Genomic DNA, 22,567 nt, shown 5'->3' on the forward strand with positions numbered 1-22,567 from the left:
TGTGTTCTGAATGGGTGTTGATTACAATTGAGCTGGTAAGGTAACGCATTTAACACGACTTTAAGTGTGCCCCGGCTAAGGCCGGATGTCGATCAATCCAATACTGTTACTAAGAGATGTAGCGTAACTTTTAGGTGCGAATTGACGTTTATCCGGGCGGAAGCACCCCAAAACGTAAGCCCGGCCATAAGTGTTCAGCGTTGCATATAGTAAAATAACACCGATTGCCCGAAAGTCTTACCCCTGCTTTCTTGCGTAGCACCTTTTTTACCCTTTACTTTACTGAAATGACCAGCAGCAAGGAACAATCCGATACCTCCCTCCCGCCCTACAAGTTCAAAGAGCTTAAGGTCTATAATTCCACAGAGTATCTCTGGGAAAACGTAAAGAAGTACCGGCAGGTGTTTGATCGGTTCGAAACCGCCTATATCTATACCGAACTCTCGCTCTTCAACAAGCGCTTCGACCTTGAAGACTGGTCTCTGCGGGTAGACCTCAAGTGTTTCAGTATCGATAATCAGGTACGAACTGAAATGTGCAACCTCACCATCGAAAAAGAGGTGAGTAAATTCGACAGCGTTATCTACCTCAGAGAAGGGTGGGGGAACCAAAAAAGAGGAACTTTCTGGAAACGAGGTACTTATTTCTGGGAAGCATACATCGATGGGCAAAAGATCGGAAGTAAGTACTTCTACGTCATCGAACCGCACGATAATATGCCCGACCCGCTCGACGATGACTGGGAAATCAAAGAGTCGGTCGAGAAGTACATCGAGCCGGTTTCCGCGCGGCTCTACGAAGGCCCTTACGATGATGTTACCGAAGACGACCGCGTCTACCTCCGGGAGTTTGCTGTCAAAGAAACAAGATACATCTACCTGGAACTGACTTTCCGAAACCTCCAGCCTGACGAAGAATGGCACTTGGAACTGTTTACCAAGTTCCATAACCAGGCCCGGGAACTGAAAGGACAGGTTGTTCGTCTTCACCACGTCCGGAAAAATCAGGAGCTTATAAAAATCACGGCTGGCTGGGGGGCTGCAACCCCAAATCTCTGGCGTATCAATAATTATACGGCCGATATTGTCTTCCTCGACCGGCTGATTGCCAGCATCCCCTTCGTCGTAGACGACGAGGCTGTTCCCGGATCGCCGGCAGTTTACCTGCCCGGCAAAGAGAATACCATGGTTCTCGCTCCGGCTGCCGAAGAAACAGATGAGAGTTTCGACGAAATAATGGCCCGCCTCAACGCTCTCACCGGTCTGCACGAAGTAAAACGGCAGATCAGAGAACATGCTGTTTATATCCGGTTTCTTCAGCTTCGCCAGAAGCGGGGCTTCGATATGGACAAAGGCATGGATGTTCATTCCATCTTTATCGGTAACCCCGGAACGGGCAAAACCACCGTGGCCCGCATGATGGGCAAGCTGTACCGCAAAATGGGGCTCCTCTCCAGTGGGCATACCGTCGTTGCCGACCGCGTTGATCTTGTCGGAGAATATATCGGCCAAACCGCACCCAAAACGCGCGAAGTGATCGAGAAAGCCCGGGGTGGCGTTCTGTTTATCGACGAAGCCTACGCCCTGGCCCGTAGCAACGACGATGGCAAGGACTTCGGTCGTGAGGTAATCGAAATCCTGGTGAAGGAAATGAGTAACGGACAGGGGGACCTGGCCGTCATTGTCGCCGGATATCCGGAGGAGATGAAGCGCTTTCTCGACAGCAATACCGGGCTCAAGTCACGCTTCAAACACAATTATGATTTCCGGGACTTCATGCCGCAGGAGCTGAGTACCATCGCCGATTATGCCTCCGACGGCCTGGGCGTAGAGCTTACTTTGTCGGCCAAAGCCCGTATCGACGAGATAATCACCCGCGCATTCCGTACCCGCGACCGAACTTTCGGCAACGCCCGCTACGTCCACGACCTCATCGAGAAGGCCAAGGTTCAGATGGGCCTTCGGCTCATGAATAGCGGAGGGGTCGCTAAACTGACCAACCAGCAGTTGAGCACCATCGAACTAGAAGACGTCAACAAGATTGAAGGCATCAAGAAAAAGGAACCGCCTGCGATCCCCGTCAACGACGAGTTACTCGCCGAGGCGCTAGCAGAACTGGACGCGCTTACGGGAATGGACAACATCAAGCGCCAGCTGCACGACCTGGTCAGCCTCGTTCGGTACTACCGCCAGATCGGGCGCAATGTGCTCAACAGCTTTCACCTGCATGCGGTCCTGATCGGTAACCCGGGAACGGGAAAAACCACCGTAGCCCGCATCCTGGCTAAGCTCTATAACGCACTCGGTATTCTGGAACGTGGCCACATCGTTGAAACCGACCGGCAGGGAATGGTGGCCGGGTACGTAGGCCAGACCGCAGAAAAAACCGCAAAGAAGGTCGAAGAAGCGATCGGTGGAGTACTCTTCATTGATGAGGCATATGCCCTCACGCAAAAATCATCCCAACGCGGTGATTTCGGAGACGAAGCCATTCAGGCACTTCTTAAAAGGATGGAAGACCGCCGCGGCGAGTTCTTCGTTTGCGTGGCTGGTTACCCCGACAATATGGACGTTTTCCTGAAGGCCAACCCCGGCCTCAGCAGCCGTTTCGACAAAACCCTCCGCTTCGAGGACTACAACCCGGAGCAACTGCTGGAAATTGCACGCCGTATGATGGCGGAGAACGGAGCCCAACTCACTCCCGCTGCCGAGAAACACCTGGCCGCATACCTCCGCTTTCTCTACAAGTATCGCGATGCCTTCTTCGGCAACGCCCGCTCTGTCCGAAAAATCGTTGTCGATATTATCCGCCGGCACGATCTGCGCCGGTCTGCCGACGTCGCCGCTATAGAAGACAAAGGCAAAACTGTCCGTATCCTCAAAGCCGACGTGGAGCACCTGAAGTTGGATACCAAAGAGCTTTCCATCCAGCGTAAACGGATCGGATTTTAGTGGTGCAACCACTAAAATCCGATTACCTCTGGTACCTGCTCCGGTAGAGATTCTGTTGTCTGCTGCTAGAAGTCGGTAAATTCAGCATCCCGGACGCTGTTCAGGACACCAATGGCGCTCAGCTGAAAACGACCTCCACGATCGCCCGAAAGTACGAGCCCGTTGTAAGGGAGGTAGTCGTTCCAGGGGGTCTCCATTGCCGGCTCTTCATCCTTTGCGTCCCGGAAAAATTGCCAGGTGTTGATGCGCCAGGTCACTTTGTCGACGTACAGGCGGTACATGTTCTGGGGGGTGTTGCCAACCTTCTCGAAGGTCATGTCGAGAATATAGCTTGGGCGGACGGCCTGAGGGTCGGTACGTACTTCACCGCCGTATTTCAGGGTTACGCCGCTGTCTTTCAGCTTGAAGTGCTGAACGAGCCAGTAGCTGTCGTTGATCCACATGCTGTGACCTTTGGTCAGTTCTGCGGCCAGTTCTTCGGGGTCGGTTACTTCTACGCCGTTCTTTTTCACCTTCCCTTTCAGGTTGTCAGCGTCGGAGAAATCAACAAGGTAAATGGTGCTGTCGCCCTGCATTGAGATGCGGACGCGTTTTTCGAGTTTGTCCCACAACAGAGTACGGGCCCCGAAGAAATTCCAGGTGAAATACCGGGTGTTGGCGTATGCTTCCCAGCCACCGTGGTACTTCACGATGCTGTCGGCCAGGCGGAGGGCCCGTCCGTCCGATCCGGCTGCATTGAACCCTTCGGCAGCGGGGTAAACGCCGGATTCCCCAACGGGCCACGGCTGAGCTTCCAGGATGATGGTCTTTTTGCCGTCCTTCATGAATTTTTCGCCGGGTTTGGGGCTGTCGGATGAAACTGCGGTTTCCGCAGTGGCAGTCTCAGATTCGCCGGCAGTTCCGGGTTCGCAGGAGATAGCCAGCAGGCCCAGGCAAATGCAAAGGAAAAAAGATATTGGTTTCATTGTTATGGTTGATTTTGAGGATATGGGCGCGAACGCGGGTGCAAGGTACGGGGGGCGGCGGTATTGCCCTCCGAAATACCTTATTTGGTGCAGGGAGCAACGATCTCCTAAAGCTCAAGACGCATAAACAGGACGCACACAAGGGCTGGAAACCTACCCTTTGAACAGAAACGATAAGGCAGGGAGACCGTCCGTCTGACTTTGCCTTCAACCCTTCATTGCACCTGCGGCCGCGCCCGCTTTACTACAACAATTCCACCTCCATGTAAACCGGCTGGTGGTCGCTGTACCGAAAAGCCTGTTCGATGCCACGTACCGTTTTGATGCGCAGGTTAGGGCTGAGGAGGAAAAAATCGATTACCGTTCGTCGTGTTTTATGCAACGCGTACGGCGCAGCACTCTCACGATTGGTAGCTACCGTAGGGTCATAGGCGTAGCCCCACCCATCGGGCATGAACTCGAAGTCGACCGAGAGCGGAAGCTGTGCTGTCTTTACTGTCGGGTTCATACTGAACCAGTTGAAGCCGGGCGGCACCTGGTTCCAGTCTGCACCGACCACGACGTAGCGGCCAGCGGCATAATCATCGAGTGCGAGTTCCTTGATTTTACCCATTTGCTGAGCGCGGATGCTGCCGTCAGCATCGTAAGCAGAAAAATGAATGTTATATACGGCCAGTTCTTTCCCACCTTTAACCGGGATGACCTGCCGCAACGCACAACGGTCCAGTTGAAAGAGTTTCGTAGGCCAGGCGTACTCGCCGGGAAGTTGAATCCGCTCAGCGGAGATGGGTTGGTACCGCGACAGGCTTACCAAGCCTCCAACTACGTAGCCGTAATGATCCCAGGGCTGAAAGAAAGGCAGCGGCACCCGCTTGCTTTTGAAGTTGGAGGCGTAATGCGCGGCGTAATCCGACCGGGCATCACGCGCTACCGCCAGTTGGTTGATGTAGTGGCTGCGCCGGGCGGCGGTGTCGACTTCCTGCAGCAGGTAGATATCGGCTGCATTTCCCTTCAGCGTTACCTCCTGGCCGACCACATTGCTCTTCACCCGCTCTTCGCTCATGCGTACCGTACCCGGCTTTGTCCACCAAAAACCAGCGGCCTGGTTGTAAAAGAAGAAGTCTTTGTCGCCGATGCCACCGTAGCCTACGTTCCAGGTCATAAAGCTCACGATGGAGTCGTTGATTACGGTTTCGGCAGCCGTTTGTCCGTTGCTTTCCCGCAGGCTTTCCGTTCCTTGCGGTTGCCAATCGGTCAATGTCCCGAGAATGAGGAAGCCCACGATGTAGAGGAGGAAAAACAGGGCGAGTCCTCCGAGGAACTTTAATAGTTTGCGTAACATAAGGGCGAAGTTAGGGCGAACACGCCTTTCGATGGTCGTTGGTCTGTCAATCTACTCCTGCAACGATAAACCCGGGCTCAGGTGCTCTGAGTCTCAGGTTTGCATCAAGGTAGCACGGGCTGGCAATAACAACGATTAAACGAGTAAACTGCGCAGGCTCTCGAAGTCCTGAATCACCAGTTGTTTGCCACTAACGAGAATCAATCCGTCCTTTTTGAAGTCCGATAAGGACCGAATGACGCTTTCCTTGGTGGTACCTACCATTTGAGCCAGTTCTTCCCGGGAAAGTTCAATCGGGGCACCGTCATACTTTTCGTACAGATCGCAAAGCGTAAGGGCGGTCCGGCGGCGGACACTGTCGTACGCCTGTTGCACGAGTCTTTTGCTTCTTTCCACCACCCGGCCGGCCATCAGCCGCATCAAGGCCTCGGTTACTGTCCGGTCGGCGTTGATGAGTTTCATCAGCTGGTCAGTAGCGATGGACTGAAGTACCGTTCCGTCGGATGTAACTTTGGCGGTGTAATGAGAAGGGCTCCGCTCGAGTGCCGAGGAAATACCGAAAATCTCTCCGGCTCCCAGTTCTGCAATTACGTAGCTACGCCCGTATTCATGGGATCTGCTCAGGTGGACTTTCCCCGATTCGATGCGGTAAATGAAATGGGGGTAATCGCCTTCTCCCAGAATCTGATGCCCCTGGTCCAGTACTTGTCGCCGGGCTGGTTCTTCGAAGGCTTGCTTAAGGCGAAGGTGCCCTCCTTCCGGATCGCTGAGGTGAGGCGTCATCTGCCCGGGCGTAGATGCTGTTCCTTTACGTGCCTTTGCTTTTTTCAGGCGGGTACGGATCACATTCAGCAACTCATCTTTGTAAAACGGCTTGGTGATGTAGTCGTCGGCACCCAGGTTCATGCCCCTGCGGATGTCTTCGGTTTCGGTGCGGGCGGTAATGAAAACAAACGGGACGGCTGCTGTGCGGTCATTTTCGCTCAGCATATTCAACACGCCATAACCGTCCAGTTCCGGCATCATCACATCGCAAAGGATGAGGTCCGGCGGATGCTGAATGGCAGTCTTTACACCCGCAAGCCCGTTGGGCTCCGCAAGGACATTATAACCGTACAGCTCAAGGATTTCTTCCAGGTTTTCCCGAACTTCTTCGTTGTCTTCTATGATGAGAATTGTGGTCGTATCCATGACTTTAAATATCCTTTTGTGCGGGTAGTAAAATAGTGAAAGTGGAGCCTTGACTCAGTTCGCTCTCAAACTCTATTTTGCCGTCCAACAGTTGTAAATAATGGTTTACGATGTTGAGCCCCAGGCCAGTTCCTTTCACGTTCTCGACGTTGCGGGCCCGGAAAAAACGATCAAACAGGTGGGTCTGGTCCTCCGCCGGAATACCGATGCCCCGGTCTGCAACACTTATGAAGCAGCGCTCGTCCTGCCAGCCCGAGGTGATGGTTATTTCCATTCCCGGCGAAGAGTATTTGGCGGCGTTCGAGATAAGGTTGATCAGTATGTGCCGCAAAAGTTTGGGGTCGGTAACGATGCGGCTGGGTTCTTCGGCGAGCTTGAGTATTACCTTTTGCCCTTCCTTTAGTTGCCCTTCACTGCTTTCCACACTGGTGGATATTATTGCCCGCAGATCGGTAAGGCGCGGCGAAACGGCAATCTGCCCCTGTTCTAACTGAGAGAGGGAGAGGAAGTCGTTCAGCACGTCGGTGAGCTGGTTAACAGCGTCTTTTATCCGGCCGATGTGTTTTTCGCGCTTGGGCTGCTGGACCTCTTCCCGGTACAACTCAATCAGTTCTACCGAACTGAGTACGGTACTGAGCGGTGTTTTGAATTCGTGGCTTGCCATACTCAGGAAACGGCTTTTGAGTTCGTTCAATTCCCGCTCTTTCCCGAGTGCCCGCTGTAATTCTTTTTCGCGCTGGCGCAGGGCAGCAGTTCTTTCTTCTACTTTGTCTTCCAGCTCGGCATTAAGCTGCACTACGCGGTCCTGAGCCCGTTTGAAATCGGTCAGGTCGTGTAGCATTCCGGTGTAAATGGTCTGTTGTTCCAGATTAACTTCACTCACCGCCAGTCGGAGGGGGAACTCTTCTCCATTCTTCCTGCGGCCGGTCACTTCCCGCCCGATCCCTATTATCCGGGGCTGTTGGGTCTTGTGGTAGCGTTCGAGGTACTCATCGTGGTGGGTACGATCATAGCTGCCCATCAGTATGTTTACTTTTTGGCCCTTCAACTCTTCTGCTTCGTATCCGAAGAGGGCGCAGGCTGCAAAGTTCAGGTTCTCGATTATCCCCTCGGTGCTCATCGTGATGATGCCGTCGGTTGCCATTTCGAAAAGAGCTTTCAGCCGGTGGCTGTCTTCCTGACTCATTTTTCCGGGGTTGCCCATCATCATAGCGTGCTTTGTTGAGGGCTAAAGATAAAGGGTCTGTACACAAAAGTGCCCCCGATGGCTATCGGAGGCACAAGAAATGTGAATGTTTGAGAGACCTTGATTTCAGGCGGCATTTTTAGTCTTTCGTGCATCAGGTTTCATGGAAACCTGTGTGGCAACTTCGGCCACCTCTTTTTCTGGCATAAAGCTTACGCCAAGGATAGCACTGAGAAAGAGAGGGAGTGCCAGAACGGCGATCAGTGGCTGACCAGAAAATAATCCACCAATGACACATGCCATCATGAGGAAAAAACGGATCAGGACTTTGTCGAAAGTGCAAGCGAAGAAGCGCATTTGTTTTGTGGTTTTGTTATGTCACAAATTTCGGGCGGTAAGGCTTCCCGAACACTGACGCAAATCACGGAGTGTGGTGATTTATATCAGGCGCGGCCGCAGGTGCACACACGGTTGGGAGGGATCAGGCGTAGTCTTCCAGCCGAATCTCCTCCTGGTCGATAAGCCGGACCAGATCCAGGGTAGTCAGGATGCCCGCCAGCTTTCCGTCCTCGATGACGGGCAGAGCATGAAACTTATTCATGCAGAACAGGTTGGCGGCCGTTCTTACGGTATCGGTGGGCTCTAACTTGGCTACGTGGGAGGTCATTATCTCTTTCACCAAATGCATCCCTGCTCCGTTATCGGGCAGCTTCAGGAAGTCCGCAGGGCTGACGATCCCGATCAGGGCTTTCTCCGGGCTCAGTACGGGGAGGTGATGGATGTTGTGCTTTTTGAACAGACCGAGTGCTACAGCCACCGGAGTGTGTTCGCTGACGGTCACTACGTCCGTCGTCATCAGGGTGGATACTTTGGCTAATAAATTCATGGTAGTTTATTTTAAGGTTGAGAAATCGGATGAGCCACTGTTTAATGGCACATTGGCGGGAAGGCCATATCCTGATGGGCCAGGAAGTCGTAAGGGATGTGGGTCATCCAGCCGCGGTAAAGCAGGAGCAATCCTGCAATCGTCATCAGGATGGGGGTGGCGGCCGCTAAGCGGGCCGCGTCTAAGCGGAAAAGCCGCCGGCCGGCGTAGATCGTCGCTGTCAGCAGAGGCAGCGTCCCCAGCCCGAAGGCAAGCATAAAACCGGCTCCGGCCAGTGGGCCGGAGGTGTTGGCAGCTCCAATCACTGCGAGGTAAACCAAACCACAGGGGAGCAAACCGTTGCAGCATCCCAGAATGAACTGGCCGGATACTCCGCGCTTGCCCAGGAAGCCGGAAATCTTTGCCCTTAGGGCAATCTGAAAGCGGGCGTACGCGGGTAAGCGCTGCAGCATGTTTCCCGGGTCGAGCCGGAGCAACGCAAAAGCAATGAGCAGCGCTCCCGAAACCAGCGCGATCATGCTCTGGGCGTTCCATAGCCGCATCCCGAGGCCGAAGGCCCCGAGCAAACTGCCAAGTAATACGTACACCAGTATCCGTCCGGACTGATAGGCAAAGGCGCTTTGCCAGCGGTTCCCGTTTCCTGCAGCGAGCATCAAAGGACCGCACATGCCTACGCAGTGAAGACTACCCGTAAGGCCCAGCGAAAAGGCAACGAGGAGTTCCATCAGCGGATGTTGAGGTCAAGTTCGTCGTAGTATTTCACCCCGCCGGACTGCCACTCCACAATCGCTTCGTAACGCCCCGGGTTCATACCCCGCAAGGGTAAAGACATGGTCCCCTCCGGATTAACTTCGAGTGCTACCCGTCGGTCATCGGATTTCGTGCTCGGGCGGTACAGTAGCACGGTACCCTCTACTTTTTCTTCCAGCGATGGAGGAAACTGTAGCGCGTACCCTTCGTCCGAGCTCACAATCCGCAAGGGATCAGCCAAAGAGTTACTGTTTAACCGCCGGTCGTACTCTTGCTGGTAGTTGATGTCGCGGGCGTAGTAGTTCTCGTAAACGAGACTGTTGTCGAAGGTGCGGCTCTTGATCACCACTACCACCAGGGTAGCTACGAAAATGACGTAAAAGGTGAAAATACCGTGGCCCCAGTTGAATTTCATGGTTATCGCTTTTTAGGGTGAACGAAGGTGGTTGTCAGGGTTTCCAACATTTTCTCGCCGGTCCAGACTTCAATTTCGAGATTGCCGTCAAAGCCGGCTTCCGGGTCGGCTGGCAGGTCAACGAATACGGCACCTTCCGCAATCTCTCCGGGAACCGCCAGCGGCGGCTCTCCGATGAAACGAACCTTAGCGCCGGCAACGTCCGCCACCTCAAAACGAAGCGGCAACTCGCTGCCCGTCTTGTTGATGATCTGATAGGTGTAGAGGTTGTTGATAGATCCGTCCGTGTTTTCCTGATAGAGTGTACCGGGGGTGCGGAGCATGATTACATCGAGGCCGTCGCGGCCACCGAGCAAAAAGATGTTCAGTGCAATTAGCGCCAGTAGTACTACGGAATAAGCAATCACCCGCGGTGTCCATATTCTGCGCTTCCGGCGGGCAACGCCGCTTTCACTATCGTAGCGAATCAGACCGCGGGGGCGGTCTATTTTGTCCATCACTGTGTCGCAGGCATCGATGCAGGCCGTACAGTTTATACATTCCATCTGGATGCCGTCCCGGATGTCGATACCCGTCGGGCATACCTGTACGCAGAGCGTACAGTCAATGCAGTCGCTTTTGCGGAGGGGCTCGGCGTCCATCAGCATCACTTCTCCGGTGTCGGAGAATGATAAGGGCGCGGTCGCAGGTGCAGCGGATGTTTTTGAGGGGCCATGCCCGTTTTTCGCCAGCTCTGCTTCCATTCTGTGCAGCATCTGGTCTGCGCAGCTGCCTTTGCCGTCGCGGCAATTGGCACAATCGCTGCAACTGCTCTTTTTGGGTTTGCCTTTACGGATCTTGGTCCGGGGTTCGCCGCGCTCGTAATCATAGATTACGTTGATACTGTCGTTGTCGAGCAATACGCCTTGCAGGCGTCCGTACGGACAAATGGCGATGCAAACCTGCTCCCGCATATTGGCGAAGACGAAGTAGAAAACCCCGATGAAGACCACAATGGCCAGGAAGCCCATCGGAGCACTTGCCGGCGACTGGCTAACGGTCTCAAGCACTGCGTCTATCCCAATGATGTAAGCCAGGAAGGTATGGGCAATCACAGCCGCAACCAGAAGGAACAGGCTGTGTTTCATCACTCTCTTCCTGATCTTGTCTTTGGTCCAGGGGGACTTGGCCAGCTTACGCTGAGCATTGGCATCGCCTTCGACCCAGTATTCTATCTTCCGGAAAACCATTTCCATAAAGATCGTCTGCGGGCAAACCCACCCGCAGAACAGCCGGCCAAAAACCACCGTGAACAGCGCGATAAACACTACTCCGGTAATCATCAGGATGGCAAAGAGATGGAAATCCTGAGGCGTGAACGAAAGACCGAACAGGATGAAGCGTCGCTCCAGCACGTTCAGCAAAAGGACCGGTTCGCCCCCAACCTTGATCCAGGGAAGGCCAAAAAGAATCAGCAACAGTACATAACTGAGGTAACTCCTCCAGTTATAGTAGCGTCCGGCAGGTTTTTTAGGGAAAACCCATTTACGCTTGCCGTCGGCATCGACGGTGCCGATGGTGTCCCTGAAACTATCCTTGTTGGCCTTCTTGTCCATTGTTTATTCGGTTGTAGTTTCTACTTCTTCCTCTTCCCGTGGTTCGTAGAGTTCGCCCTGGGGTTCCTTGGCGTTGGCGGGCTCGGTTCCACCCATGCTGGTGATGAAACTGGCAACTTCCTGCATGTCGCGGGGGCGTAGCTCGCTTTTCCATGCAATCATCCCTTTTTCGGGGACACCGTACTTGATCGTCTTGAAGATGTCCGCAATGCTGCCGCCGTGCAGCCAGTAAGCGTCGGTAAGGTTGGGGCCGATTCCGCCTTCGGCAAGCTGACCGTGGCACACCGCACATTTGGCTGTGAACAGGGTCTGGCCGTTCGAAAGGGCATCGGCGTCAACCAGCAGGGTTACGTTGGATTCGTCAATGGCGTTTTTCTGGGTAGCCAGGTAGGCTTTAACGTCATCAGCAGCCTGATCCATCTGGACCTCGTACGCCTCGTGCGAACTCAGGCCGTAGTCAGAGAAGTGGTTGAAGTAGATGTAGACAGGAGCAAAGGCAATTGCGATATAGAATAAGCCTTTCCACCACGGAGGCAGGTTGTTGTCCAGCTCCATGATGCCGTCGTAGTTGTGGTCCAGAAGGATTTCTTCTTCCATTTCCACCGGTACCTCGTCGGTAAGCCGGTCGTAGAGTTGCTTCCACCAGGGGATGGTTGCCGAAGCCGGAACAGGAACGCCCACTTTCTCCAGAACTTCAGGGTGGTACTTTTCTAACATCCGGAGGCGCTGCATCCGCATGAAGACGAAACTGAGATTGATCACAGCTCCCATGCCGGCTGCAAACACCAGCAGCATGAGCACCAGTAACAGTTGCTCCATCGGTGACATCCCTGTGAGCAGGCCGGTTGGGGCTGGCTCGACAACGGGAGCGGTAGCTTGTAAGAACAGCGGATTGTTGGTTAGGAAATTCACTGGATATCAGTTTTATCGTTTGAGGAATAGCTGTCGATCAAAGGTTGCTGTTCAACCTCAGCATAGCTCCCGCGTCCGCGCCCTAAAACCATGATCAGTACGAGGGTGAAAACAAAGACGAAGGTGAGCAAGGCCATGATGGCGAGCCAGTTTATGTCGGATCCTGCGAGGAGGTATTTTGCCATTTTATTAGAATTTGAAGCTAGAAGTCAGAAGCTAGGAAGGTGGAAGCCGGGTTTTCAGACCCGGCTTCCGGTTGCCGGTGGACTATTTTTCGGGTTCTGCCTGTATGTCGGTACCAAGTCGCTGCAGGTAAGCAATCAGGGCTACGATCTGCCGTTCTTCCAGTTCCTCGTCTTCGACGCCCTGGTCACGGAGGTCGGCCGCAATCTCAGCAGCCTGCTCTTTGAGGTCGTCGATGGCGACGTCGGCGTAGCCGTCGGGGTAGGGCGTGCCCAGGCTCTGCAGTACCCGGATTTTAGCGGGCAGGTAGCTCGCGTCGTACTTACGCTCGAGCATCCATGAGTAGGGAGGCATGATACTGCCCGGGCTCGTGGAGTTGGGGTCTTCCATGTGGCGGTAGTGCCAGAGGTTGAGGTACTTGCCACCAAGGCGGTGAACGTCGGGCCCGGTCCGCTTACTTCCCCACAGGTGAGGGCGGTCGTAGATGAATTCGCCAGACATCGAGTACTGCCCGTAACGCTCCGTCTCAGAGCGGAAAGGCCGGATCATCTGGCTGTGGCAGTTGTTACAGCCGTTTGCGATGTAGATGTCGCGTCCCTCTAGTTCCAGTGGAGTGTACGGTTTGACGGAGGCGATGGTCGGTACGTTGTCGTCGACAATAACCATCGGGAAGATCTCCGCTAACCCGCCAATCAGAATTACTACGGTGGAACCAACGAGCATCTGTACGGGACGGCGCTCGATCCAACGGTGCCAGTTTTCACCTTTGTGCCCTCCGGGACTAGCCGCCAGGGGCGGAGCGGAAGCTGGTTCGTTGGGCAGGAAGTCACCCTGTTTTACCGTTTTGATCAGGTTGTAGATCATGATGAACACGCCCGCTACGTAGATCGTACCACCAAAGGCACGCAGCATGTACATCGGGAGAATGGCATCGACCGTTTCGAGGAAGTTACCGTACTGCAGCAGACCGTCGGGGGTGAATTGTTTCCACATGGCGCTCTGCGTCCATCCGGCCCAGTACAGAGGGACGGCGTAAAAGAGCGTACCCAGGGTTGCGATCCAGAAGTGGACGTTGGCGAGGCTCGTGCTGTAAAGTTTAGTCCGGAAGATTTTCGGGAAGATGTAATAGAGCACACCGAAGGTGAGCATACCGTTCCAGCCCAGGGTTCCGATGTGAACGTGGCCTACCGTCCAGTCGGTGTAGTGACTGATGGCGTTGACGCTTTTGATGGAGAGCAACGGCCCTTCCAGCGTAGCCATACCGTAGGCGGTGATGGCCACCACAAACATTTTCAGAACCGGATCTTCGCGTACTTTATCCCACGCTCCGCGGAGGGTGAGCAGGCCGTTGAGCATACCACCCCAACTTGGGGCAATAAGCATCAGGCTGAATACCATACCGAGGCTTTGGGCCCAATCAGGAAGACTGGTGTAAAGCAAGTGGTGAGGGCCGGCCCAGATGTAGATGAAAATCAGCGCCCAGAAGTGAATGATCGAAAGCCGGTAACTGAAAACGGGGCGGTTGGCTGCTTTGGGCAGGAAGTAGTACATCAGGCCCAGGTAAGGTGTGGTCAGGAAGAATGCCACCGCATTGTGTCCGTACCACCACTGTATCAAAGCGTCCTGTACCCCGGCGAAGACGGGGTAACTGTGGATGAAGTTGTAGGGGAGCTCAAGACTGTTGCCTACGTGAAGTACCGTTACCGTTACCCAGGTGCCGATGTAGAACCAGATCGCAACGTAAAGGTGCCGCTCGCGGCGCTTGAGGATGGTCATGAACATATTGATCCCGAAAATGATCCAGATCAGCGCAATACCGATATCGATTGGCCATTCCAGCTCAGCGTATTCTTTACTGGTCGTTATCCCCAGTGGAAGGGTAATCGCCGCCGCCAGAATGATGGCTTGCCAGCCGTAGAAGTGAATCGCGCTCAGCAGGTCGGAGTACATTCTCGTCTTCAGCAATCGCTGTAACGAGTAGTAAACGCCCATGTAAATGCCGTTGCCGACAAAAGCGAAAATCACCGCATTAGTGTGCAGCGGACGGAGGCGACCAAAAGTCAGCTCAGCGGTGAAATTGAGCGATGGCCATACCAGTTGGAGTGCAGCCCAGAGGCCAACGATCATCCCGATCAGGCCCCAAAAGGCCGTAGCGTAGGCAAACCGTTTGACGCTTGTATTGTCGTACTCAAAATGCTCCAGCGCGAGTTTTTCGGCGGGTGTAGCAGTTGTTTCAGTCATCTTCAGATGCTTTGGGGTCCTCGAATAAGATTCTAATGGATGGGGTAACCTCATCGTCGTACTGGCCGGTACCAACCGCCCAGAAAAAAGCAACCAGGAAGCCGATGGCTACCAGAAGGCTGACGATGATGAGTAGTAAGATTACTTTCATGGGTATTCCCTTATTTACGACTGCAAGGTGCGGGTAAGTCGCGGGGTATGAAATGAGGCGTGTCAGGGGAAGGAATGACATTTGTCATTGGTGGGTCGTGACCGCCGACAAGCTGTCGTATTTGCTGTCATTAGCCTGATCTTGTACACTTTTTTGGTACACAATTCCTGCACCCAGAGAAGCGACAATGACAATCGTCACGGAACTGAGGGGCATCAGTATTGCCGCAATAACCGGGCTTAGTGCTCCGGTCACGGCGTAAGAGAGTCCTACTACGTTATAAGCGAAGGCCAGTAAATAAGTGATGATCATCACCCATTTCATTCGGCCGGAGGCGAGCAGTACATCTGGCAACGAGGTGAGGCGGTCAGATTTCACAATGCCGTCACAAGCCGGGTTGAAGCGTGCTTCGTCTTCGTTGACCGCAAGCCCGACGTTGGCCGTAGCAAGCGCCCCGGCATCGTTCAGGCCATCTCCAACCATGAGGACGTGAGCGTTCCGTCGCTGTAAGTCGTTGATGTGGCTGCGTTTATTGAAAGGCGTTTGCCGGAAGAGTATCTTTTCCGGAGCCAGGTAGGGTTCCCAAAATGGGTCTGCCGGAGGTTGGTCTCCCGACAGCAGCCAGGTGTCGCCGCTTTCTCCAACGGAGTAAAGCATTTCGTCTATTCCGTCCCGCAAAACGGTCTGTTGGGCTTTGAGGCTAAAGCACAATAGGTCATCTACAACCGCAAAGGTGCCTTCCTGGTAATGGGGGAAGCCACAGAAGGCCGGGCTCCCGATCCTGAAGTTGTGCCCCTGGTGTTCCAGTAAGATACCCTGACCGGTCCGCTCGGTCACATTCCCGATTCGGGGGTGAACATGAGATTGCTCTCCGGACGCCAGGGCCTCTGAGATGGCCTGACTGCGTGGATGACTTGATTGCCGGGCCATGGCCAGGAATACTGCTTCGTAGTCTGCGGATCGGGGCATGACGAACGTCAGTTCAGTGTCTTTCTGCTCTTCGGTGAGGGTGCCCGTTTTGTCGAAGACAAACGTATCCGTTTTCCCCAGCCGCTCGATCACCGCCGGACCACGGAAGTAATAGCCCGAACGCGCCAGTAAACGTTGTAACGTGCCGTAAGCAAAAGGAGCGGCGAGGGCGAGGGCGCAGGGGCAGGCAATTATTAAAACAGCAGTGGCCGCCCGGTAGGCAAGGGAGGTGTCGGTTTGGTACCAGTAGGCGAGGGTGCCGGCAGCCAGCAGCAGAATGGTGGCGGTAAATATCCGGATGAGCCATTCGGGAGGTGCAACGTCAGCACGCTTGGTGTTTTCTCCTTCCCGTAACCAAAGCTGAAGCAGGTAGCTCTGGTCGGGTGGCTTGGTTACCGCAATGCGAAGTGAGGAAGACGTAGCGCGGCCACCGGCAAAAACTTCGTCTCCTTCGTTGGCCGGGCGGGGCGCAGCCTCGCCGGTAACAAAGCTGTAGTCGATGCCGTGGGCTGCGGGGCTAAGCAACCGGCCATCGGCCGGGATGAGGTTGCCGGGGCGAACAGAAAGGATGTCGCCTGCCGCCAGGTCTTCGCTGGCTACGGGCTCGGGGGTGCCGTCTTTGGCCTCGCGGTAAGCCGCTACGGGGAAGTAGTCGCGGTAGTCGCGGTCGAAATTGAGGCGGGCAAAGCTGTACGTCTGGAACCACCGCCCGATGAGCAGAAAGAAAACAAGTCCGGCGAGGCTGTCGAGGTAACCGGATCCCACACCAGCTATGATTTCGTACACCGAGCGGCCAAACAACGCCAGCATACCGAGGGCAATGGGTAAGTCGATGGTCACCTGCCGGCTGCGTACTGCGTACCAGGCAGTAGTGAAAAAGCCCCGTCCGGCGTAAAGAACAACCGGAAGACTGAGAACGAGCAGGAGGTAGTTCATTGCTTCACCAACCCACCTTGCACCTGCGCCCGCGCCCGCCAGCATTTCCGATAAGCCGAAGTACTCGGGAAAACTGAGCAGCATGATGTTGCCAAAACAAAAACCCGCCACGCCAATGCGGTAAATGAGCGCCCGGTTTGTTTTTCCGGCAACCACCTCGCCCTGCACCCGGAAGTGCGGCGGGTAGCCGATCCGGTCCAGCATCTCCGCCACCTGGCGCAGTTCCAGCACCCGGGGATCAAAGACAATCGTAGCCAGTTTGTTGCTGAAATTAATGCTGCACGACCTTACTCCGGGTAAAAGCTGAGGAAGCCTTTCTAAAAGCCAAATGCAGGACGAACAATGAATGCCCGGTAATTCCAGTTCAACGTGGCAGCGTGTGTCGTCGCGGTAACGAACAAATCGTTCCGCCAGCTTCGGTACCTCCAGCCACGCGTAATCGCGGTCGTTTACTGCTTGTTGTTTGGCGCCAGCCCGGTCATCGATCCGGTAAAAGTCAAGAAGGTTGTTGTCCTTCAGGATCGAGTAAACCGTAGCGCAGCCCGAACAGCAAAAGGTGTGCTGGCCCTGCGTTACGGTGTCTTTTCCGCAGGCGTCTCCGCAATGCGTACAGTGAGATGATACCATGGATGAAGCTGGAGGCTGTCCCATTTTGTGTGATGGTTTAGACTTGTAAAAGCAAATGGTTTTCGGGCGCCATCCCCCGTGGTGATCAGATTGACTGACTGAAAGTCTTTGCCGAGGGCTGCCGCGCCCAGTAGTAGTCGTCGAGCGGAAGGCAGATGTTGCGCAAAAAGGGTTTGCCGTGGGCCGTGACTTCAACACGGTAGGGTGAGCGGGTGATTATGCCGTCGGCGGCCATGTCGTTCCAGTGTTCCACCGCCCGGCCGAGTGCCTCACACCGCTGCTCTTCGGCGTACCATTCGGTGTACCCCTTACACATCAGGTTCAGGATGTGGCGGCGAACTATCTGGTCTTCACTGCTGAGTTTATGCCCCTTCACAAGCGGCAGACGTCCTTCCCCGATTACGGCTTGCGTATAGGCTTCCACTTTTTTCTCGTTCTGAACGAAAGTGTCCCAACTGTCCCCGATCGAGGAACAGCCAAGGGCCAGGGTAACGGGTGTATTGGCGGTGGTGTACCCCATGAAGTTGCGGTGCAGCCGGCCGTTTGCTGCGGCCCGGGCGAGATCGTCTTCGGGCAGCGAGAAGTGGTCGAGGCCAATATCTTCGTAGCCGCTGCTTTCCAGCAAATCGCGGCCGGTGGCGTACAACTGCCATTTTTTGTCCCCCTTTGGCAGGTCATTTTCGTCGTAAGCCCGCTGCCCGGGACTAACCCAGGGTACGTGGGCGTATCCATAAAAAGCGATGCGCTCAGGGCGCATTTCCTGGATTTTTACAACGCTGCGAACGATGTCGTTCTGTGTTTGCCGGGGCAAACCGTAGATCACGTCGAAGTTGATCGATTTATAACCAATCTTCCGGGCGGCCTCTACGGTTCGTTCCACTTCTTCGGCCGTTTGGCGGCGGTTGATCAGGCGCATGATCTCCGGATTGAAGTCCTGCACCCCGATACTGACCCGGTTGAAGCCCCGGTCTGCAAGCGACTGCAGGTGTTCGGGAGTGGTGCTGTTGGGGTGAGCCTCGAACCCGAAGGAATGATCATCGGCTACATCGGCATCCTTCAGGATGCCGTCGATCAGGCGCCCGAGTTCGGCGGGAGAGAAAAAAGTAGGCGTTCCGCCGCCGAGATGAAGCTCTTTCAGGCGCGGCCGCAGGTGCAGGGAACGGACGTAAATAGCCCACTCTGCCAGAACCGCATCGATGTACGGCGCTTCTACTTCGTGCCGTTTGGTAATACGCTTGTTGCAGCCGCAATACGTGCAAAGCTCTTCGCAGAATGGCAGGTGGATATAAAGACTAACATCCCGGGTTTCCGCCAGACGGGTGTTCAAACTGCCCAGCCATTGGTCCTGTACGGGAGCTTGTACGTCCCAATAAGGTACGGTTGGGTAACTCGTATAACGGGGAACAGGTTTGTTGTATTTATTGATGAGCGTCACGCGGAGGGGATTGTTTGACCCAAAGGTCAGGCACCACTCGTACGTGTTCGCTGACGAATGTCAGCAGAGGAAATGATCTTGATCACAGTGCCGGAAAACGAGATGCCAACCGGGGGGGGGAGACGCAACTATATATAGCTGCTGACCATGGTACAGATCCCCGGCGCAAAACTCCGGCGGGCCACTTCCGGGCGGCTAATAAGCCCTTTCCTTAAGCGGTGACCAGACGGAACCCGCTAGGCCGAAGCCACCGCCTGAGCAGTAAGTTTATGGTACCGCTCCAGCAGTTTCTCCGCCAGAACACGACGATCATATTTCTTATGGAAGCGCGCCGCTGCTGCCCGACCGATGCGTTCGAGTTTGCGGCCCCGGGCCAGACAATCCTCGACGGCCTCAACGAATTGCGCCGGCGTATCGGCGATGAAAAGATCACGACGGTGCTTCGCAGAAATTCCTTCCAAACCGATGGAAGAGGAGATCACTACCCGGCCCAAAGACATTGCTTCCAGAATCTTGGCCCGCATCCCGCCGCCGCTGAGCAGCGGTACGATGCTGATGCTGTGCGCCGAAACGAAGGTGCAGGCACAGTCTACCTCGCCGTGAACAACTACGTTTTTCATCCGGAGTTGCTTCAGGCTTTGCGGCATGTTGCGGCCGGCGATGTGAAACTCGATTTCAGGAAAGCGACGATGCATCTCCGGCCAGACATCGTTGAGGAACCACTGCAGGCCTTCCAGGTTAGGCAGCCAGTCCAGCGAGCCGATGAAGTGAAGACTTGGTGTCTCGCGGTAGCTGTCGTAGGTCGGTTCTCCGCAAACGGTGTCGAGGCCGATGGGCAGAACGTGCCGCTCGCCCCGGAACCCCATCCGCTCGAAGCGCTTACCATCACGATCGGTGATGGGCAACAGGAGGTCGTATTGGTTCAGTTGAGCTGTTTCGTATTCTTTGAGTTGGCGCGTCAGGTGACGTAAGTACCAGCGCTTGGGCGCAAAGCGGATGTTGGCGCTGCAGCGTTCCCAGATTTCGTGTTCCACATTGTGGGAGCGCATTACTACCTGCGCCGAAGAATTGCGACGGATGGTGGGTACGTAGGGGGAGAGGTAAAGCGTCTCGAGCTGAACGACCGCAAAATCTTCTTCAGAGAGCCACTTAGCCAGGGCTGTGTGGTACTCCGGGATGTCGAACCGGCTGATGTGGTAAGACGTGCCACGCACCAGGTTGCCGAGGGCATCGAAGGGGCTGATCGTGTTGTCCACATTAACGGTTCTGACTTCGCGGTAGTGGGCCATTTTCTCCGGTAGCTCTGTACCGCTGAAAAAGTGCTTGCTCGTGTTCATCGCCAAAAGGCTAACCTCGCATCCCAATTCGCTGAGGCTCTTACTGAGGCCGTGGATGGCCTGGCTTTCACCGTCTTTAAGCGGGTAGGGAAACTTCTTGGTTAGTAGTAATAACTTCATACTGTGGTGGCGATGTGGTCTCAAAAGTCCAAAAGGTTAAGGACATGCTCTTCGTAGGGTTGATACCCCCGCAGAGGTAAACGTTGCCTTCAGGCAAATCTTTTTACGGACAGGAAGAGATGGGCGCGAAACGCAGGTACAAAGAAAGGGATGCACCACCAATGATCACAGGAAAGCCGGCTCCGACTCATGACTTTGGGCCGTTAACTTTAGGACTGTCGGAGGCAGGACATTAGCCTTTATCGTTGCGAGATGGTTTTCCCGCGATTGGCCCAACGGGCGTTTGCGCAGACAACCGTCGCCGTTACCTCAGGGCACCCGGCAGCAGTTAACCGTTCGTTGGTTGCCCTCAGATATAAGCCCCGTCCGGGGTTCCGAACGGGGCTTACTTCCTAAGAAAAAACGTGAAACGGATTTTGCATCCTGCGGCCGCGCCCCGGTAAAGGGAACATCAGCCGGTTGCTTAGTCGTCGAGCAAAAGAGCATTCAATGACTGCGACCAGATGCCGGGCCGGTTTTAGTTCTCCCAGACGTTGTTCTCTACATCGTCCTCAAACATCCGCTGCGTAGGGTTGATCATGACGGACTTGATGTCGTCCTTCGCCGCATCTACCTTAATGATGTAGGTAGGGTAGACCCAGCCCCAGTCCTGAAGGACGTTCCAGTTGCTGGCGTAGCCCGGCTGCTGTTTGGTGCCGCGCATAATCTGAGGAGCAATGTAGTACCATTTTTCTTCGCTGTTCTGCATCGTCACAAGCACTTCCAGTGGCATTGGCATACGGCCAATCTTCTCCAGGGTGACACTCGTTGTGTTGCCTTCGCCTGCTGCCACTTCCTTGACGCCGTAATCGGCGTAGTTGGTGGAGTTGACCCAGTATTCGTTGTACCAGTCGAGCTCGAAGCCAGACTCTTTTTCCGCGATGCGGATGAAGTCGTTGGGGTTGGGGTGTTTGAATGCCCATTCGTTGAAGTAACGAAGCATGATGCGTTGGTGTACTTCTTCGCCAACGATGTAGCGAAGCTGCTCCTGATAAACAGCGCCGTTGGTGTAGGCCGCAACGCCGTAGGCGGCGTTGGTCGCGTAGTGATCCGAGTGGGTGCTGAGGGCTTCCTGCTTTCCGCTGGAGCGGAAGTTGCGGAGGCCAAAGTAGGTGCGGGCGAATGGGTTTTCAACCGCGTCGCCACCCACAAGACCTTTTTTACGCAGGTGGTTCATTACGTCGGCGCTGGCCCAGCTTGTGAAGCCTTCGTCCATCCAGGGGTGCAGTGCTTCGTTGGTGCCCAGGAGGTGCTGGTACCAGCTGTGCATGAGTTCGTGAACGGAAACACCCACCAGGCTGGGGAAGCTGCGCTCTCCGGTAATCAGGGTACCCATGGGGTATTCCATACCGCCGTCGCCACCCTGGATGAAGCTGTACTGCTCGTAGGGGTAGTGACCGTAGTGCGTATTGATGTAGTTGAAGGCTTCATCCATGACCTTGGGGAGGTTCTCCCAGTTGGTGCTGGTTTTCTCGCCTTCCTGGTAAAAGAAGTGCATGGTCATTCCGTCGGCCCGCTTCAGGTTGGTGTGGCGGTAGTTGGGGTCGGCGGCCCACATGAAGTCTCCTACCTTCGGAGCTTTGAAGTGGTAGGTGATTTTCTTCTTGCGTTTTTTGGGCTCCTCACCGTAGCCGTAACCGATTTCATCGGGGTTTTGCAGGTAACCGGTTCCGCCGATGACGTAATTGCGGTCGATGGTGATTTTTACGTCGAAATCGCTCCAGATGTGGTAAAACTCACGACCAATGTATGGGTCAGCGTGCCAGCCCTGGTAGTCGTATTCGGCCATTTTAGGGTACCACTGGGCCATGCTGAACTCGATGCCTTCGGCGTTATCGCGGCCGCTGCGACGGATTTGCAATGGCACCTGAGCGTCCCATTCCAGTTCAAAGGTGGTTGAAGTACCGGGCATGATAGGTTTTGCAAGGGTCACTTCCATCACGGTTCCCTCAACGATGTACGCCTGAGGCGTACCGTCGCGGAGCAGTGCTTTGGGCTTGATGTAGCCGATCTCGTCTTCGTTCAGCTTACTGATGCGATCGCCAACGCGGCGGTCGGCATCGGGCAGGGTGAGGTTGCGGACGTCCATCATGCTTCCGGGCTGAAAAGCGTTGAAGTAAAGGTGGTAAAAGACCCGGTGTAGCGTGTCGGGAGAGTTGTTGTAGTACGTCAGGGTTTGCTTGCCTTCGTACTGGTGCTTCTTGACGTCCATATCAATCTCCATCTCGTATTTGGCACGTTGCTGCCAGCGATCGGGCTGAGCCGCGAGGCTGATGGTAGAGAAGAGAAGGACGAGCAGGAGTAGATTACGCATGGTGGAGTAGTTGGTCTTTTAG

The 22,567-nt window shown here is 54.8% G+C and carries 18 protein-coding genes; 1 reads left to right on the top strand and 17 read right to left on the bottom strand.

Annotation, left to right across the window (positions count from 1 at the left end; translation table 11 throughout):
* Window positions 1-287 precede the first annotated feature (287 nt).
* Window positions 288-2,951 carry an AAA family ATPase gene (locus tag FUA23_RS04280; RefSeq protein ID WP_147929485.1) on the top strand — a complete coding sequence of 888 codons (2,664 nt, stop codon included), beginning with the start codon at window positions 288-290 and terminating at the stop codon, window positions 2,949-2,951.
* Window positions 2,952-3,016: 65 nt separating this feature from the next.
* Here FUA23_RS04280 and FUA23_RS04285 read toward each other — a convergent pair whose 3' ends face one another.
* The 17 genes from FUA23_RS04285 to FUA23_RS04365 all read right to left on the bottom strand — a co-directional run bounded on the left by FUA23_RS04285 (window position 3,017) and on the right by FUA23_RS04365 (window position 22,545).
* Window positions 3,017-3,916, bottom strand: coding sequence for a hypothetical protein (locus FUA23_RS04285; RefSeq protein WP_147929486.1), 900 nt, complete (start codon window positions 3,914-3,916; stop codon window positions 3,017-3,019).
* 244 nt (window positions 3,917-4,160) lie between these two features.
* Window positions 4,161-5,258 (bottom strand): endonuclease/exonuclease/phosphatase family protein, encoded by a 1,098-nt coding sequence (locus tag FUA23_RS04290; protein WP_147929487.1) that lies wholly within the window; start codon window positions 5,256-5,258, stop codon window positions 4,161-4,163.
* Between the two features lie 135 nt (window positions 5,259-5,393).
* A complete protein-coding gene (locus FUA23_RS04295; protein WP_147929488.1) occupies window positions 5,394-6,449 on the bottom strand; it encodes a response regulator in 1,056 nt (351 codons plus the stop codon).
* Between the two features lie 4 nt (window positions 6,450-6,453).
* Window positions 6,454-7,659: a PAS domain-containing sensor histidine kinase gene (locus FUA23_RS04300; RefSeq protein WP_246144018.1), complete on the bottom strand. Its 1,206-nt coding sequence runs from the start codon at window positions 7,657-7,659 to the stop codon at window positions 6,454-6,456.
* Window positions 7,660-7,761: 102 nt separating this feature from the next.
* On the bottom strand, window positions 7,762-7,992 hold the full coding sequence (locus tag FUA23_RS04305) for a hypothetical protein (protein ID WP_147929489.1): 231 nt from the start codon (window positions 7,990-7,992) through the stop codon (window positions 7,762-7,764).
* A 124-nt stretch (window positions 7,993-8,116) separates the two neighbouring features.
* Entirely contained in the window at window positions 8,117-8,521 is a 405-nt protein-coding gene (locus FUA23_RS04310; protein ID WP_246144019.1) for a CBS domain-containing protein, read from the bottom strand.
* A gap of 41 nt (window positions 8,522-8,562) precedes the next feature.
* A complete protein-coding gene (locus FUA23_RS04315; RefSeq protein ID WP_147929490.1) occupies window positions 8,563-9,246 on the bottom strand; it encodes a sulfite exporter TauE/SafE family protein in 684 nt (227 codons plus the stop codon).
* Window positions 9,246-9,686 carry a FixH family protein gene (locus FUA23_RS04320; RefSeq protein WP_147929491.1) on the bottom strand — a complete coding sequence of 147 codons (441 nt, stop codon included), beginning with the start codon at window positions 9,684-9,686 and terminating at the stop codon, window positions 9,246-9,248. The genes FUA23_RS04315 and FUA23_RS04320 overlap by 1 nt, the downstream gene beginning before the upstream one ends.
* Before the next feature lie 2 nt (window positions 9,687-9,688).
* On the bottom strand, window positions 9,689-11,281 hold the full coding sequence (locus FUA23_RS04325) for a 4Fe-4S dicluster domain-containing protein (RefSeq protein WP_147929492.1): 1,593 nt from the start codon (window positions 11,279-11,281) through the stop codon (window positions 9,689-9,691).
* Between the two features lie 3 nt (window positions 11,282-11,284).
* Window positions 11,285-12,193, bottom strand: coding sequence for a cbb3-type cytochrome c oxidase N-terminal domain-containing protein (locus FUA23_RS04330; protein WP_147929493.1), 909 nt, complete (start codon window positions 12,191-12,193; stop codon window positions 11,285-11,287).
* On the bottom strand, window positions 12,190-12,378 hold the full coding sequence (locus tag FUA23_RS04335; protein ID WP_147929494.1) for a hypothetical protein: 189 nt from the start codon (window positions 12,376-12,378) through the stop codon (window positions 12,190-12,192). Before FUA23_RS04335 ends, FUA23_RS04330 begins: the two co-directional genes overlap by 4 nt.
* A gap of 82 nt (window positions 12,379-12,460) precedes the next feature.
* A complete protein-coding gene (gene ccoN / locus FUA23_RS04340; RefSeq protein WP_147929495.1) occupies window positions 12,461-14,617 on the bottom strand; it encodes a cytochrome-c oxidase, cbb3-type subunit I in 2,157 nt (718 codons plus the stop codon).
* Window positions 14,610-14,768 carry a cbb3-type cytochrome oxidase assembly protein CcoS gene (ccoS, locus tag FUA23_RS04345; protein ID WP_147929496.1) on the bottom strand — a complete coding sequence of 53 codons (159 nt, stop codon included), beginning with the start codon at window positions 14,766-14,768 and terminating at the stop codon, window positions 14,610-14,612. Before ccoS ends, ccoN begins: the two co-directional genes overlap by 8 nt.
* 84 nt (window positions 14,769-14,852) lie before the next feature.
* On the bottom strand, window positions 14,853-17,324 hold the full coding sequence (locus FUA23_RS04350) for a heavy metal translocating P-type ATPase (RefSeq protein ID WP_147929497.1): 2,472 nt from the start codon (window positions 17,322-17,324) through the stop codon (window positions 14,853-14,855).
* Window positions 17,325-17,385: 61 nt separating this feature from the next.
* Window positions 17,386-18,735, bottom strand: coding sequence for an oxygen-independent coproporphyrinogen III oxidase (hemN, locus tag FUA23_RS04355; RefSeq protein ID WP_147929498.1), 1,350 nt, complete (start codon window positions 18,733-18,735; stop codon window positions 17,386-17,388).
* Window positions 18,736-18,971: 236 nt separating this feature from the next.
* A complete protein-coding gene (locus tag FUA23_RS04360; protein WP_147929499.1) occupies window positions 18,972-20,192 on the bottom strand; it encodes a glycosyltransferase family 4 protein in 1,221 nt (406 codons plus the stop codon).
* Window positions 20,193-20,709: 517 nt separating this feature from the next.
* Window positions 20,710-22,545 carry a M1 family metallopeptidase gene (locus FUA23_RS04365; protein WP_147929500.1) on the bottom strand — a complete coding sequence of 612 codons (1,836 nt, stop codon included), beginning with the start codon at window positions 22,543-22,545 and terminating at the stop codon, window positions 20,710-20,712.
* Window positions 22,546-22,567: the final 22 nt, after the last annotated feature.

Source organism: Neolewinella aurantiaca (assembly GCF_008014675.1).
In the GTDB taxonomy this organism is placed as follows: Bacteria; Bacteroidota; Bacteroidia; order Chitinophagales; family Saprospiraceae; genus Neolewinella; species Neolewinella aurantiaca.